Raw genomic sequence first — 15634 nt, forward strand, 5'->3', positions numbered from 1 at the left:
GGTCCACGCGGCCCATGCGGTCGTAGGTTGTGAGCAGCACGCGATCTGCGGCGCTGTCTTTGACGAGCTTGGCGCTGGTCATGTCCGCAGTGTTAAGCGACGTCTCTGTGCCTGTGAGCGTCATCGCATTCGCATAGCGCGTGAGGGTCGTTGTGCCGCCGAACGTATCGAGCGTGTAACCGGTCACGTAGCGCATCGCGTCAACGTCGTACGTCACTCGCCCAAGCTGGTCATACACCTTGTAGCTGAGCGCACCACCCACATCGCGGTTGCGGATGGCGTTGCCCAATGCGTCGTAGGTGGTCTCGGTGTAGATGCCGCCTGCGACAGTGGTGTCGGTTCGCGTGGCTACGTTGCCCTGACCGTTCACCGCAATCGCTGCGTCAGTCTCGGCCACGTACACGGCCACGTTCGGGAAGCGCGTGCGGATCTGCCTGCCCAGTGCGTCGTACTCATAGCTCGTCGTGCGTTGCTCGGGCCGGCCCACGGCCTCTGTGCGCGAGAGCAGGTTGCCCGCAGCGTCATAAGTGTTGGCGGTGCGGATCACGCGTGCGGCAGTGGTCATCACGAGGCCACTGGTGACGCTGGTGACGTCCACGCTGGGCGTGTACTCGTCGGTCAGGCGGCCTGCGGCGTCGTACTCGTACGTCCAGATGGCGTTGCGTTTATTCTGGAACGTGAGTTTGTTGCCCACGCCGTCATAGGTGTAGCGCTCGGTTTGGCCGAGCGCGTCGGTCACGCTGCTTGTGCGGCCCGCGCCGTCGTAGGTGTACGTCGTTGTTCGCGCGGTGATGCCTGCGCCGCTGTCGGTTACGCTGGTCGAGCGGCTCAGGCCGTCGTAGCCGTACGTGGTGATGTGGCCCACACCATCCGTTGTCGTGGCGATCCGGTTCGCCGCATCAAAACTCTGCGCCTGCACGCGATTGGCAGTTGATGCCTTCACCAGCGCAGCGTTGATGTCATCGCACGTGGCCGTCTTGCTCAACGCATTGAACTTCGCAGTGTCGATCACGTTCGCGTACTGGGTGATGCTCTTCACATTGCCCGCGCCGTCATAGCTGCGCTCAGCCACTGCGCCGGTCGCATCCACCGTGAACACGAGCCGGTTCGCTGCGTCGTACGCCATGCGCGTGATGCGGTCGTTGGCCGCATCTGCGACAGGTGTGCCCTGCGCAAGCGGCACGCCCGCTACGGGTGCCGTCCCGAGCTTGGCGTACTGGATGCTCGCGGTGATGTTGCCCGCCTTGTCGTACACGGTGCCGGTGATGGTGCCGAGTGAATCGACGGCGTAGATCTGCCGGCCCGCTGCGTCATACGTGTAGTTCGTAGTGCGGTCTTTGCCGGTGCTCGCGTACGTGTTGATTGTTGCCGCCAGCGCGATGCTCGTGCCCGGTGTGACGGCCGCTGCGAACTGCACCAGCTGCGTGACGTTGCCGTCCTTGTCGTAGTAGCGGCGTGTCACGCCGCCTGCACCGTCAACGCTCCAGATCAGGCGGTTGTCTGAGTCGTAGGTGTAGGTGGTGATCGTGTCTGGCGTCGTCGCCGCTGCGCCGGGGATGACTTGCGTTGTTCCGTTGAAGGTCGCCGGGTCGATGGGCTTGGCGTACACGCGCTGCTGCGTGACGTTGCCGTCCAGGTCGTACTGGTACGTGGTGACTGAGCCGGCACCATCGACCGTGTACACAGCGCGGTTGAAGCTGTCGTACATCGTTCGCGTGCGGCGGTCGTCCACGTGGTCAGTCGTGACGAGGTTGGTGGGCGTCCAGCCCGCAGCCACACGGTTTACATAGGCTCGGTGCTCAATCACGTTGCCGTTGCCGTCGTACCAGAAGCGCTCTGCTTCATTCAGGCCGTTCACCGTAGCGGTGAGGCGGCCGTCCATGTCATACACGCGGTAGATCGTCTGGTCGCCTGCGTCGCCGATCACAGCGGCGATGCGCTGGCTCACTTCTGCGAGCGTCGTTGCTGCGGTGACGCCCGAGATGGTTTTGGCAAGGCGCGTAGTCTGCACAGCGCGCCCATTGGCGTCGTACACGCTGTACTGCACATTGCCTGCGCCATCGACGCAGCCCAGCGATGCACCGAACGCGTCGTAGTAGTAATACGTCGTGTTGCCGTTGGCGTCCTTGATCGAGGAGATCTGGCCGTCGCGCAAATACTTGTAGTCGATGCGGGCGTCTTGCCCTGCAGTCTGAACGCTGCTGACGAGGGTTGCCGCATTGGCTGCAGTGATCAGGCCGCCGGTGAGCGAGTTGAGTGTGGTGGCGGTGAGTTTCTTTTGGGTGTAGCGGATCTCGGCGAGCTTGTTGTCCAGGGTGTCGTAGTCGGTCTCGCTCACGCCGCCGGTGGCGTCCACGGTGTAGACCAGACGGCTCTCGGCGTCATAGAAGAACAGGGTCTTGTTGCCCGGGCCATCAGTGGTGCTGATGCGCCGGCCCGCGAGGTCGTAGGCGTGGGTGAGGGTGCGGTTGTCTGCTGTGGTTTCCGATATGAGGCGGCCCAGGTCGTCGTAGGCGAGCGTGACGGCGACGCGTTCATTCGTCAGGCCCACCGAGGTTTTTGTTTGCGTGAGCAGGCCCAGCGTGTTGTACGTGTGCGTGGTCTTGGTGCCGCTTGCATCGAGTTCCTGCGTACAGCGGCCCAGCGCGTCGTAGCTCAGGCTCGTCGTCTGGTCCTGGCCGGCGGTGGCGGCAGGCTTGAAGTCGCTCAGCTTCGATGACCAGGTGAACGCCGTGGTGACCTTCTTGGCGTAGCGCGTGGTCGAGGTTTGACGGCCTGCGACGTCGTAGCCGTATTCGGTGTAATTCTTGGCCGCATCGACTTGCGCGATGAGCTGGCCCTTGCCGTCGCGGAAGTACGTCGTGGTTTCGTCTTGGGTGCTGGCGCCCGCGCCTGTGACCAGCGCGGCGAGCGTGCCTGTGGCTCGCTGCGCATTGGGAGTCAGGTTGAACGAGCGCTTGGTCTGCACCAGCTGGCCCGCCGCGTCGTAGGTCATCTGCGTGACGTAGCCAGCTGCGTCGAGCGTGCCAATGAGTAAATTGTCTGCGTCGTAGAAGTTGCGCGTGACGCGGTCGCTCGCTGTGTCCGGCGTGGGCGCGATGGCCCCAGGTGCGGGCTTGTTGCCCAGAGCGGCCATTTGAGTGGCCGTCAGGCGCGTGGCGTATTCCTTGGTTGACAGGAGCAGCGACGCACCGTCGTAGAAGTACTCGACCACTGAGCCTTCGGCGCTGACGGTTTTACTGAGGCGACCGGCTGCGTCATACGCGCGCCACGTGCTTTGGTCAGTGAGCGTCAATGCGACCGGGCGGATCGTGTCGATGACGGGAGCGAGCGCAACGCCTGTCGCATCGACCAGCTTCGTGAGAGTCACTGCCGTCGTGTACTTGACGGTACGAGAGAGCCGGTCCGCCGCGTCGTACATGTATTCAACGAGCGTGCCGTCGGCATCTACATCACCAGCCAGTCGACCTTGTGTGTCATAGACCTTGAAGGTGCGAACGCCTGTCGCATCGGTGGTCATCACCAAGCGGTCGTCCTTGTCATACGCGTACTGCGTCGTACCAAGGTTCGCCAATGCTGCGTTCGTGTTGTAGACGCTCAGCACATTGCCTGCGCGATCTGTGGTGCTGATGCTCGTCTGGTTGTTCGCCAGCTTCACCTTGGTTTGCATCAGCGCGTCGTCGTAGCTGGTGAGCGTGACTTCGCCCAGCGCATTCGTCACCTGCAACAAGCGGCCCATGCCGTCGTACACGTTGGTCGTGACGCCTGCGGTCAATCCAGTGCCGCCCGGCTGTGTGGTCGTCCACACCAGCCCCTGTGTTGTGTACGTGTAGCTCGTGGTCGTCTTGCCCGCTGCCAGACCTGCTCGGAGTGCATCCACGCCAACATACGTCGTCTTCGACTCCAGCTGGCCACGCGCGTCATAGCTCAGGTCGGTGCGCATGATGCCTTCGGCGGGCTGGGTCAGCGCCCACGCGGCCAGTGCCGTCTCGGTGAGCGCGCCCGTATAGGTTGACTGGTCGTAAACCAAGATCGTCGTCGGCCCGACGCTGCCCAAAGCGCCCGCCATCTTCACCGTCTGGTATTCAGTCACGCGCCCCTGCGCAGAGACGACGAAGCGCAGTTCGGCGGGCTTGCTGGCGTTGTAGATGTAGTTGGTGGTCGCGGGCGCGGCTGCAGGTGCCACGACACCCTGCGTGACGGCCGCCACGTGATAGACAGTCTCTGTCTTGAGCGTGTTGTTCGCGTTGTACGTGCGCTCGATGGTGTTGCCGGCTGCATCGCGCTGCGACTGCTGGTTGCCTCGCGTGTCGTAGCTGAATGTGGTGGTCTGGCCTGCGCCGTCGGTCACGCTCGCTACGTCATCGACGTTGGCATTCACGTAAGAGAAGGCGTGCTCCAGTTGCCCACCGACGTCAATCTCGCTCAGGCGACCGGCAGCGTTGTAGAGGAAGTCGCTCGTCACATTGGCGGGCGTTGTGATGCGCGTCTTCAGGCCTGTCGCGTCGTAGTTCAACGTCGTCACGCGCGCCAGCCCATCGGTGATGCTCACCACCCGCTGCTGCGCGTCGTAGCCGAACTTGAGCGAAGAGTTGTCCTTCTGCGCAATCGTCTCAATGCGGTTGCTGGTTCCCACATAGCTGTAGGTGGTCCAGTACGACACGCCGTCGGCCGTGCTGCCATCAGCGGGCGTGAGGTCCACCGTCACGCGCGTCATGCGGTGGCTCGTGTCCCAGTCGTAATGCACGCGCTTGGTGACCGTGCCAGCCACTATTGATGTTGTGACGTCCGTGAGGTCGCCCGCAGCGGAATAGAGGTACGCCACAGTCTCACCGTTTGCCCCGACCGAGCTCGCCAGGCGTCCTTGCGCGTTGTACGTGTGAACAATGCGGTTGCCTTGGATGTCTTCCGTGCTCACCAGCCGCCCGCTCGCGTCGTACCGCTCTACGGTGCCCGTGGCGCCATCCGTCCAGATGTACTGACCCGTACCAGCATCGCGCGTGATCGTGTCGTTCGGGCCGCTCCCCGCCGTCGTGACGTAGGAAGAACTGGCCGCATCCCACGTATACGTCGCCTCCGCTCCATCAAAGTCCGTACGCGTGATCGTCCCTGCGCCCCAGGTCGTGGGCACAGTCACCTTCTGCCGCGCCACCCCCACCGCCCAACTATCCTGCACCCCGCCCACGATCTTGCCGGCGCTGTTGTATGTGCGCACCGCCGACACATCCAGCCCGTACGCGGCCACAAATTCGTCCTGGTCGCGCAGCACCAGATTACCGTTGCTGGCGTTCACGAAAACCTGCTCCCCGCTGCGCCCCGCGCCCGACGATCCGACGCTGCCTTGCTGGCCCAGGGTGACCAATGAAGTGAGTGACAAACCCAGGCTGTTGCCCGAAACAATCGCGACCATGCTGTGTGAATCCTGTTGGTTGTTCTTGGGGACAGTCATGTCCCTTCAAACCAATACATCCACATGCAGCACAAATCGTTTAGTCTTGAGGCCAAAATAATTACAAATCGAATTGCGACTGGTAACGATTGATGAGGAAAGGATCCATGCAATGACCGATAGCTCCGCGCCCAAGACCAAGCCGAAGGCGCATCTTCCTGATGAATCCCTGGCGTACCTGACCCGGGCCGTGCGAGCCAGCCGCGCTGGCAACGAGAGCGAGGCCATGAGCCTGTTTGAGCAGGCTTGCGCCACCGGGCCGGGCCACCCCCTGCCCAGCTTCCTGTATGGGTCCGAACTCGCCTCGCTCGGCCGCATCGAGCAGGCGGAAAGCGCCTTTGCCAATGCCGTGCTCTGCGATCCAGGCTTCAATACGGCGCGGTACCAGTTGGGCCTGCTGCAATTCAGCAGTGGCCGCGCTGCGGCGGCGCTGGTGAGCTGGCAGCCACTGTTGGTGCTGGCCGACACCAATCCGATGCTCCATTTCGTCTATGGATTTGCAGCACTGGCCCGGAATGAATATTCGGCAGCACGCACTCACTTTCACGAAGGGCTTGCGCTACCCAACAACAACGGGCCCATGGTTGACGACATCCGCCTGGTGCTGGCCCGCATGGACGAGGAAGCCGCCTCGACCGGCGAGCCCGCCACACACGCAGAACCCGCAGCACCGCAAACGCCTGCCGGTGTCGCGCTTGAAGAGCCTGCTGAGCCTGACGCCCGGCACGTGCTCATCTCCAACTACGGCAAGCCCGACACGCTGCATTGACCTGCCGCCGGTCGCCACAGTCACGCCCGGCTAACAATCTGCCCTTCCAATCGCGTCCAGTACCACCATCTGGATGCAATGCCCTTCGCCTTCATCGTTCTCATCGTCGCCGCGCTGCATTACTACATCGGCGCGCGAATCGTCCCCCAACTGAACGGCATCGGCTGGCAGATCGGCCTGGCAGCGCTACTCGCCACATCGGCTGTGGTCATGCCGCTGGGCTTCATGATGCGGCGGGCCGGCAGCGAACGCCTTCGCAACGCCCTGTCATGGGCGGGCATGCTGGCAATGGGACTTTTCTCGTCGCTCTTCATCTTCACGGCGCTGCGCGACCTGATGCTGCTGGGCGCTGCGATATTCCTGTCGGCCACGGGCAGCGGGCTCTTTTCCATCGACCGGCTCGAAAGCTTCACCGCACCGATGGTGCCGGCCATCGCGATCGCCCTCACGTTTTTCGGCTTTCTCAACGCGCGGCGCACAGCCGGTGTCGTCACGGTCGAGATTCCGGTTGCCGGCCTGCCGCTTGCGCTGCAAGGCTTCACCATCGTGCAGATCAGCGATGTGCACGTGGGCCCGACCATCCGCGCGCGCTATGTCGAGCGCATCGTCGCGGCCGTCAACCGCCTGCAGCCTGATCTGGTCGCCATCACCGGCGATCTCGTCGATGGCAGCGTGGCGCAGCTCAAGCAGCAAGTCGCGCCACTGGCCCGGCTGGCGTCGCGCAACGGCAGCTTCTTCGTCACGGGCAATCACGAGTACTACTCGGGTGTCGTGCCATGGATCAGCGAACTGCAACGCCTGGGCATCAACGTGCTTCACAACGAGCATGTGGTGATCGAGCGCGGCGACGCCAAGCTGGTGCTGGCGGGCGTGACCGACTTTACGGGCGGGCACTTCGACGAATCCCATCGCAGCGACCCGCAGGCGTCGCTGGCCCGCGCACCAGGCGACGCTGCCGTGAAGGTGCTGCTGGCTCACCAGCCACGCAGCGCTGCCGCCGCTTCACGCGCAGGTTTCGACTTGCAGCTGTCGGGCCACACGCATGGCGGCCAGTTCTGGCCCTGGAATCACTTCGTGCGGCTGCAGCAGCCGTTCACGGCCGGGCTAAACAGGCTGGATGAGCTGCTGGTCTATGTCAGCCGCGGAACCGGCTATTGGGGCCCGCCCAAGAGACTGTTCGCCCCCTCGGAGATCACGCAGGTCCGCCTGGTGGCCGCGTCCGCTTGAGGACTACGCGCCGGCGGCGTGTTGTCTGACACGGCGGCGTCACCCACAGGCAGAAAACTGGCCGCATGGTCAGCCCCGTCCTCCTCCCATCCCCGCAAACCGGCCCACGCGCGAACAACGTCAACTACCTGGGTGCAGCGCGCTGCCGGCGCAAATTCGAGCTTTACTACCCTGAAGGCTTCTGCGACGAGACGTACCAGATCACCGAGCGCTCGTACAAAGAGCGCGCCCATCTGGAGTGGAAGCATGAGCTCGGCCCGGTGACGTTCCGCCAGCTGCTTGCGCGCGGCGAATTCCGCGAGATTGCCGACACAGCCGTACGCATCCAGTCGCACACCAACCTGCTCTTCTCGTTTGAGAAGATGGCATTGCGAGATGCCGTCAAGACGCCAGCGGGCGCGCGGCTGTTTGCGACCGAGCTCTACGCATTCCTGTGGGGCACAGGCTCACCGCGCCGCCGCTTCGACAACTGGGTGCAGGCACTCGCCGAATTGCCGCGACGCGATGCGCGCGTGGTCACCTGGCCGCTCATCACGGTGTTCGGATTTGTGGCGCGACCCGACAAACACCTGTACCTCAAGCCGCGTGTCACTCGCAAGGCAGCGCGCGACTATGGTTTTGACTTTGACTACGTGCCGCAGCCGTCGTGGGAGGTTTACAGGTCGCTGCTGACATTCGCCGCCATCATCCGCCGCGACCTTGATCGCAAGCCGGGCTTCAAGGTGCGCGACATGATCGACGTGCAGTCGTTCATCTGGGTCCAGGGCTCGCCGCAATACGAAGCGTAGGCGCGCGAGCGCACGCGCCTTTCACTGTGGGGCGAACTGCTCCGAGCCCACCAGGCCGATTTTCAGCAAACCAAAGCGCTGTGCAGTCGCCAGCACGGCGGCCACCTGCTCGTACTTCGCGGTGCGATCGGGTCGCAAGTGAATCTCGGGCTGGTCCGGCTGCTGCGCTGCGGCCTGCAGGCGCGCTTCGAGGTCGGCTCGCGTGAGCGTGTCGCCATTCCACACGAATGCTCCTGCGGGCGTCACGTCGATCTGCACGATTTCGGGTTCATTGAGCGGTGGCGGCGCGTTGGTGCCCGGCATCTCCAGCGACACCGAATGCAGCTGGATGGGTATGGTGATGATCAGCATCACCAGCAGCACGAGCAGCACATCGACCAGCGGCGTGGTGTTGATGTCCACCATCATCTCTTCGTCACTCTCGCCACCAAGCGGGATCATCGCGGCGGCTCCGTCAAAAAGCCGATGCGTGCGATGCCCGCCTGCTGCGCGGCATACACCACACGGCCCACGGACTCATAGTCGGCGCGCGCATCAGCGCGGATATGCAACTCAGGCTGCGGTTGCTTCGCTGCGGCTTGCGCCATCTGGCGGGCGAGCAGTTGCGGCGCTGCCAGCGCTGTGTCGAACCAGTAGATCACGCCCTGTGCATCGACAGTGACGATGATGTCCTGCGCCTTCGCGTCGCGCTGCTGGTTCGGCTCGCGCGGCAGGTTCACGGCGATGGAGCTGTTCACCACCGGAATCGTGATCAGGAAAATGATCAGCAGCACCAGCATCACATCGACGAGCGGCGTGGTGTTGATGCTCGCGATCAAAGGCTCCTCGGCCTCGGGCATCTGGTGCGGAAAGCGGATCGCCATGTTGCGCAGGCCCGGTGTTCAGCCGCGCTTGGCGTTGGCCGCCATCAGCACCGTGTGCAAGTCGGAGCCAAAGGCGCGCACGGTATCCATGCCCACCTTGTTGCGCCGCACGAGCCAGTTGTAGCCCAGCACCGCAGGCACTGCGACTGCGAGGCCGAGCGCCGTCATGATCAGCGCCTCGCCCACCGGCCCGGCCACCTTGTCGATCGACGCCTGGCCCGACGCACCGATTTTCACGAGCGCGTTGTAGATGCCCCAGACGGTGCCGAACAAGCCCACGAACGGCGCCGTGGAACCGACTGTGGCCAGCACTGCCAGGCCTTCCTGTGTGCGGCTGTGCACCGTTGCGATCGCGCGCTCGATGCACTGCGCGACCCATGTGTTCAATTCAACCTGCCCGATCAGCCCGTCGTGCTTGCGCGCTCCCTCCATCGCCGACTCCGCGATGAAGCGATAGGGGCTGCCTGACTGCAAACGCTCGGCGCCTTCTTTCACCGTGTTGGCTTTCCAGAATGACGCATTGGCTTCGCGCCCTTGGCCACCCATCTTCGTCTGCGCGATGAGTTTGCTCACCAGCACGTACCAGCTGCCCAGCGACATGACCGCCAGGATCAGCAGCGTGATGCGCGCCACCCAGTCACCCTGCTGCCACAAGGCTTGCAGGCCATAGGGATTGCTCGCCTCCACCGGCTTGATGGCCGGCAGGCCGCTTGCCGGGACGGCACCGAGCGAGGGTGCCAACTTTGCCGCGGGGGCTGCGAGCTCGGGCGCTGCAGCGGGAGCCGCCACAGGCGCCGCAGCCGATGCGGCGGGTGCTTGTGCGTTGGCAGAGCCGGCGCCAAAAGCCGCGAAGGCCATCAGCAGGGCAATGAGACGGCAGGCGCGCGAAGTGAGGTGAGCCATGGCGTGAAGGTGAGCAAGGACCACTGCATTCTGGACCAGAACCGCCCCGCCGATAATGACTCGATGCAGTCACCCTGGAAACCTGGCGTCACCGTGGCCGCGGTCGTCGAGAAAGACGGCCGCTTCCTGATGGTGGAGGAAGAGACGAACGACGGCCTCAAGCTGAACCAGCCCGCCGGCCACCTCGACCCTGGCGAGACGCCCGCGCAAGGCTGCGCACGCGAGGCACTGGAAGAGTCGGCTTATGAGTTCGAGCCCACGGCGCTGCTCGGCATGTACCTCGCCCGCTCACGCAAAAGCTCGACGGGCGAAGACCAGACGTATTTGCGCCTCGCCTTTCGCGGCGAGCTCGGCGTGCATCACCCGCATCGCGCACTCGACAAGGGCATCGTCCGCGCGCTGTGGATGACGCCGGATGAAATTCGCGCAAGCGTTGACCGCCATCGCAGTCCGCTGGTGCTGCGCTGCGTGGAAGACTATTTGAGCGGCGTGAGCTACCCGCTGTCGGTGATCTACACGCACGAGAACGTGCTGTTGCTCAACGCACGTTAAACGGGGGTTCTCACGTTGTTCAAGATTTTCGAAACACTCGTTCATCCGTATCCTGAAGACGAACCCGCACCGCCGCCGGTGGGCTTCTTCTCGTTCATGTGGGCCTGCACCGAAGGCCTGCGCGGCTACATCCTGCTGCTCACCTTGCTCACGGCGCTGGTGTCGGGCTTCGAGGCATGGCTGTTTTCGATGCTGGGCCACCTGGTCGACTGGGTCTCGAAATCAACACCCGAAACATTCGTGCAAGACCATCGCGGCGGGCTGATTCTGTTTGCCTGCGTGCTCATCGCCAGCCTCGTGGGTATCGCGATGGAAGCCTTTGTGAAGCGGCAGACGCTGGCCATGAACTTCCCGTTTCGCCTGCGCTGGAACTTCCACCGGCTGATGCTCGGCCAGAGCATGGCCTTCTATGCCGACGAGTTTGCGGGCCGCATCACCACCAAGGTCATGCAAACGGGGCTTGCGGTGCGTGAAGTGATCTTCACCACGGTGGAGGTGCTGATCGGCATGGCGGTGTACTTCTTCACCTTCATCGCGCTGGCAGCGGCATTCGACTCGCGGCTGGCGTTGCCGTTTCTGGGGTGGCTGCTGCTGTACGGGTTGTCGTGCTCGTATTTCGTGCCGCGACTGGCACGCATCGGCAAGGTGTATGCCGACTCGAAGGCGCTGGTGACGGGCCGCATTTCGGATGCTTATTCGAACATCACGACCGTCAAGCTGTTTTCGCATACACAGCGTGAATCGGCTTTCCTGCAACAGGCGCTCGCCGAGTCGAGCGAGGTCGGGTACGAGCAGAACCGGCTGATCACCGCCTTCGAGATCGTGAACCATTCGCTCGTCGTGCTGCTGACGCTCGGCGCTGTTGGGCAGTCGGTATGGCTGTGGAGCCAAGGCGCCGTCGGCCCGGGTGCCGTGGCCGCCGTCACGGCAATGAGCCTGCGCATTGCGGGCCTGTCGCACTGGGTGATGTGGTCACTCGCCGGCTTGTTCGAGAACGTGGGCACGGTGCAGGACGGCATCGTCACACTGACGAAGCAGCGCGCGGTGATCGATGCCCGCGACGCGAAGCCGCTCGCCGTCACGCGTGGCGAAGTGAAGTTCGAGCATGTGAATTTTTCGTACGGCGGCAAGTCGGCCGTGCTGCGCGACTTCAACCTGCACGTGCGGCCCGGCGAGAAGATCGGTTTGATCGGGCGATCCGGCGCGGGCAAATCCACACTCGTGAACTTGCTGCTGCGGTTCTACGACGTGGAGAGTGGCCGCATTGTCGTGGACGGCCAAGACATCGCGCATGTCACGCAAGACAGCCTGCGCGCGAACATCGGCATGGTCACGCAAGACACGTCGCTGCTGCATCGCTCGGTGCGCGACAACATCATCTATGGCCGCCCTGGTGCGAGCGAAGAAGAGTTGCTGGCTGCCGCACACCGCGCGCAGGCCGATACCTTCATCGACACACTGACCGACCCCAAGGGCCGCAAGGGCTATGACGCGCAAGTGGGCGAGCGCGGCGTGAAGCTCTCAGGCGGCCAGCGCCAGCGCGTGGCCATTGCACGCGTGATGCTCAAGGACGCGCCCATCCTGCTGCTCGATGAAGCGACGAGCGCGCTCGACTCCGAAGTCGAAGCCGCGATCCAGGCGAGCCTGCAGGAGCTGATGAAAGGCAAGACGGTGATCGCGATTGCCCACCGCCTGTCCACCATCGCCGCACTCGACCGCCTCATCGTGCTCGACCAGGGGCAGATCGTCGAAGAAGGCGATCACCGCTCGCTGATTGAGCGCGGCGGCCTCTATGCAAGGCTGTGGGCGCACCAGAGCGGCGGGTATCTGGGGGAAGAGGAAGTGGTGGTGGAGACGGCGCAGACTTGAAGGTGGGTAGCGGGCAGGCTCAACTTGCGCGTTTCCGCGCCCTTTTGGCTGAGTCGCGGGATAGCTCACGAATCGGCTCTCGCGGTAACAGGGCCAGGTTCACGTCGCCAAGCGCCGCAAAACGGCTACGAATGCGTTTGAGCATGGCATCGCTATCCGGCAAATTCTGCTGACCTGCGTGGGTTGTGGAGATCTTTCGCTGCATTGATATCAACGATATCAGCCAATGATCGTCCTCAGCCCCACACCGCCTTCGTCCGCTTCAGCCACTCCATCCGCTCTGCCAGCCCGATCAATCCGCCGTTGATCGCACGAGTCACTTTCCGCACGCTGTCTTCATCGGCCAGCGCATTGCAGCCCTTGGCAGCCCACTCTGACGCCGCAATCGCAAGCGCCCAGTCGGCGCTGATCACAGCATCTGGGGCGGCTACGAAATCGGGCGCCTCGGGATTGTCTTTTCGCAGCTCGGCAGTGGCCGCCTGGTAGCTGGCCTTGCCCGTCAATTGCAGCAGCCCGCGGCCACGATATTTGTAGCCATCACCCGCCGCCGTGTTGCCCAGCTCAGCACGTGCATAGACCGTGTTGGCAAGCTTTTGCGGGTTGTGCGCATAGGCCGCCGGATCGAGCGGCCCCTTCGGCTGGAAGCGCGTGGGCCACACCACGGGCAGGCGCTGCGCGCTGTAGTTGAGGTTTTCGAACTGAATGGTGAGCCCGGCAGATTCATGCAGCATCTGCGCCATGAAATGCGCGGTGCGCAGCGCATTCGCCGAGATGCCGTAGTGGTCCAGCCACTGCTGGCCGTTCAGGAACGCGGCGCGATAGCTGGACCGTGCGCTTGGCGCGAGCAACGCGATGTTCGCGGGTGTGACCTTGATCATTTGGCGCACTTTCCGGCGAGTGCGCGTGCCGCGAGCCCTGGCAACGCGAGCAGCCCGCCCACCGTCTGCTCGCCTTTGGGCGCGTGCAGGCAATCGTCAACCGCTGCGTCTTCCACACCGCCTTCGAGCGGCGCTTTCTTGTCGCGACGCAACTGGTCATTGGCCATGTCGCTCAGGCTGCGCTGCGGCTTCACACGGAAGGGGCCGGGGTGCAGCGGCAGCGGCGCTGCGAGCGATGGCGCTGGCGGCAATGCGGGCGGGCGCGCTGCACCTGCAGGTGCGGGCGCAGGGCCACCCCAGCCGCCTGCCGATGGTGCGGGCACGACGATGGTGGTTGCACGCCCCGCACCCGGCGAATTCGCGGGAACAGGCACGTCGACCACGGGGCCTTGCAGGCGCTGCGTGGGCGCTGCTGCTGGCGCAGAAGGTGGCGAAGGTGCCGCCGCTGGTGCGGCCGGCGGTGCGGGTGCCGGCGCTACAGGTACTGGCGCAGGTGCTGGTGCGGCCACCGGTGCGGGAGCCGGTGCTTGCACGGGCGCGGGCGCAGGAACGGGCGCGGGTGCTGGGACTGGAGCGGGTGCTGGAACTGGAGCAGGCGCCGGTACTGGAGCAGGCGCCGGTACTGGAGCAGGCGCCGGTACTGGAGCAGGCGCCGGAACAGGAGCCGGAGCAGGTACAGGCGCTGGCGCCGGCGGTACAGGCGCCGGCGGAACCGGCACGGGCGCAGGCACCGGCGGCACCTCTTGCGGCGGCACAGGCGTGGGCGCAGCGGGAACAGGCACCGATGCCGGCGCAGTCTCCGGCTCGGGCTGGTCAATGGAGGGCGAGCTGTCAGTCGCACGCGGCCCCGCCACACGCGTTTTTCGCTGCAACGTATCGGGCAGCGTGGTCGTCGTCTTCAGCGGAACACTGGACTCCACATTCTTCGAAAAAATCGTCAGGCTTTCACTCGGGCTCACCACTGCGGGCGGGCGCAGCGTGATCGCGCGGCTGCTACTCGTGCTGGCCGGGTTGATCGGCTGGACGTATTGGTAAACGACGTAGCGAATGGTCTGCTGGACCGGCGAATACTGCAGCAGCAGCCACAGCAGCGCGACGTGGATCGCCCCCGCCGTCGCCATGCCGGTGGGTGACAGGCGTTGCCGCGGAAATGGCGGGGTCGTGGGCCGGTAGAGCATAGGGGCAAGCAGTCGTTGGGATAATCGCACAAATGAGTGCCAAGCCCCGTGTCGTTGTCGGTTTGAGCGGAGGCGTGGACTCCGCGGTCACAGCGCACCTGCTCAAGGCGCAGGGCTACGACGTCGTCGGCATCTTCATGAAGAACTGGGAAGACGATGACGACAGTGAATACTGCTCGTCGAATAAAGACTTCGTCGATGCCGCCGCCGTCGCGGACGTGATCGGCATCGAGATCGAGCACGTCAACTTCGCTGCCGACTACAAAGACCGCGTCTTCGCCGAATTCCTGCGCGAATACCAGGCGGGCCGCACGCCCAACCCCGACGTGCTGTGCAACGCAGAGATCAAGTTCAAGGCCTTCCTCGATCACGCGATGCGCCTGGGTGCCGAGAAGATCGCGACCGGTCACTACGCTCGCGTGCGTGAACGCGGCGGCGCTTTCGAATTGCTCAAGGGCCTGGACGAAACCAAGGACCAGAGCTACTTCCTGCACCGCCTGAACCAGGCGCAACTGTCGAAGACGCTGTTCCCCGTTGGCGAGCTTCGCAAGAGCGAGGTGCGCCGCATCGCCGAAGAAATCGGCCTGCCGAACGCGAAGAAGAAAGACTCGACGGGTATCTGCTTCATCGGCGAGCGGCCGTTTCGCGAATTTCTCAACCGCTACATCAGCAAGGAACCGGGGCCGATCAAGGATGAGCGAGGCCGCGTGATCGGCAAGCACGAGGGCCTGTCGTTCTACACGCTCGGGCAGCGGCAAGGCCTAGGCATCGGCGGCGTCAAAGCCAAGGGCGCGCAGCGCGGCGGCGGCGATCATGCGCCATGGTTTGTCGCGCGCAAAGACATCGAGCACAACACGCTATGGGTCGTGCAGGGGCATGAGCATCCGTGGCTGCAGTCGCACGCGCTCGATGCGGATGATGCGAGCTGGGTGTCAGGCCACGCGCCCGTGGAAGGCACGTATGGATCGAAGGCGCGCTACCGGCAAGTCGATTCGCCGTGTCACCTCGCCGGCGGCGCGAACGGCGCGTTTCACCTTGACTTTGAGCACCCGCAATGGGCCGTGACGCCCGGGCAATCAGCCGTGCTCTATGACGGCGAGGTGTGCCTGGGCGGCGGCGTGATTTCGTCGCGGGACTGAATCGCCCACCGCGCGCTGG

At 64.1% G+C, this 15634-nt stretch carries 12 protein-coding genes; 6 read left to right on the forward strand and 6 right to left on the reverse strand.

The features are described from left to right. Positions 1 to 5410: RHS repeat protein (locus tag GHT07_RS05300; RefSeq protein WP_194792831.1), on the reverse strand; the 5410-nt coding region annotated here is incomplete at its 3' end. 151 nt (positions 5411 to 5561) lie between these two features. Between GHT07_RS05300 and GHT07_RS05305 the strand changes: the two genes are divergently transcribed. The 3 genes from GHT07_RS05305 to GHT07_RS05315 all read left to right on the forward strand — a co-directional run bounded on the left by GHT07_RS05305 (position 5562) and on the right by GHT07_RS05315 (position 8233). After that, entirely contained in the window at positions 5562 to 6218 is a 657-nt protein-coding gene (locus tag GHT07_RS05305; protein WP_153584034.1) for a tetratricopeptide repeat protein, read from the forward strand. Between the two features lie 78 nt (positions 6219 to 6296). Then, entirely contained in the window at positions 6297 to 7445 is a 1149-nt protein-coding gene (locus GHT07_RS05310) for a metallophosphoesterase (RefSeq protein ID WP_153584035.1), read from the forward strand. 65 nt (positions 7446 to 7510) lie between these two features. After that, positions 7511 to 8233 carry a hypothetical protein gene (locus tag GHT07_RS05315; RefSeq protein ID WP_153584036.1) on the forward strand — a complete coding sequence of 241 codons (723 nt, stop codon included), beginning with the start codon at positions 7511 to 7513 and terminating at the stop codon, positions 8231 to 8233. A gap of 21 nt (positions 8234 to 8254) precedes the next feature. Here GHT07_RS05315 and GHT07_RS05320 read toward each other — a convergent pair whose 3' ends face one another. The 3 genes from GHT07_RS05320 to GHT07_RS05330 are packed head-to-tail and all read right to left on the reverse strand — an operon-like array spanning position 8255 to position 9999. Continuing rightward, positions 8255 to 8674, reverse strand: a complete 420-nt coding sequence (locus GHT07_RS05320; protein WP_153584037.1) for an ExbD/TolR family protein — start codon at positions 8672 to 8674, stop codon at positions 8255 to 8257. Next, positions 8671 to 9096 (reverse strand): ExbD/TolR family protein, encoded by a 426-nt coding sequence (locus GHT07_RS05325; protein WP_153584038.1) that lies wholly within the window; start codon positions 9094 to 9096, stop codon positions 8671 to 8673. The genes GHT07_RS05320 and GHT07_RS05325 overlap by 4 nt, the downstream gene beginning before the upstream one ends. Before the next feature lie 18 nt (positions 9097 to 9114). Beyond that, a complete protein-coding gene (locus GHT07_RS05330) occupies positions 9115 to 9999 on the reverse strand; it encodes a MotA/TolQ/ExbB proton channel family protein (RefSeq protein WP_323740809.1) in 885 nt (294 codons plus the stop codon). Positions 10000 to 10062: 63 nt separating this feature from the next. Here GHT07_RS05330 and GHT07_RS05335 point away from each other — a divergent pair, with 63 nt between their 5' ends. Both GHT07_RS05335 and GHT07_RS05340 read left to right on the forward strand, forming a co-directional pair. After that, positions 10063 to 10551, forward strand: a complete 489-nt coding sequence (locus GHT07_RS05335) for an NUDIX hydrolase (protein WP_153584039.1) — start codon at positions 10063 to 10065, stop codon at positions 10549 to 10551. Between the two features lie 15 nt (positions 10552 to 10566). Further along, positions 10567 to 12420 (forward strand): ABC transporter ATP-binding protein, encoded by a 1854-nt coding sequence (locus tag GHT07_RS05340; RefSeq protein WP_194792832.1) that lies wholly within the window; start codon positions 10567 to 10569, stop codon positions 12418 to 12420. 236 nt (positions 12421 to 12656) lie between these two features. Here the strand turns inward: GHT07_RS05340 and GHT07_RS05345 are convergent, their stop codons facing one another. Both GHT07_RS05345 and GHT07_RS05350 read right to left on the reverse strand, forming a co-directional pair. Further along, positions 12657 to 13298, reverse strand: a complete 642-nt coding sequence (locus GHT07_RS05345) for a glycoside hydrolase family 19 protein (RefSeq protein WP_153584040.1) — start codon at positions 13296 to 13298, stop codon at positions 12657 to 12659. After that, on the reverse strand, positions 13295 to 14476 hold the full coding sequence (locus GHT07_RS05350) for a hypothetical protein (RefSeq protein WP_153584041.1): 1182 nt from the start codon (positions 14474 to 14476) through the stop codon (positions 13295 to 13297). The genes GHT07_RS05345 and GHT07_RS05350 overlap by 4 nt, the downstream gene beginning before the upstream one ends. Before the next feature lie 32 nt (positions 14477 to 14508). Between GHT07_RS05350 and mnmA the strand changes: the two genes are divergently transcribed. Next, positions 14509 to 15615, forward strand: a complete 1107-nt coding sequence (mnmA, locus tag GHT07_RS05355) for a tRNA 2-thiouridine(34) synthase MnmA (protein WP_153584042.1) — start codon at positions 14509 to 14511, stop codon at positions 15613 to 15615. The last annotated feature ends 19 nt before the right edge of the window (positions 15616 to 15634 follow it).

This window comes from Caenimonas koreensis DSM 17982, from assembly GCF_009646335.1.
Lineage (GTDB): Bacteria > Pseudomonadota > Gammaproteobacteria > Burkholderiales > Burkholderiaceae_C > Ramlibacter > Ramlibacter koreensis.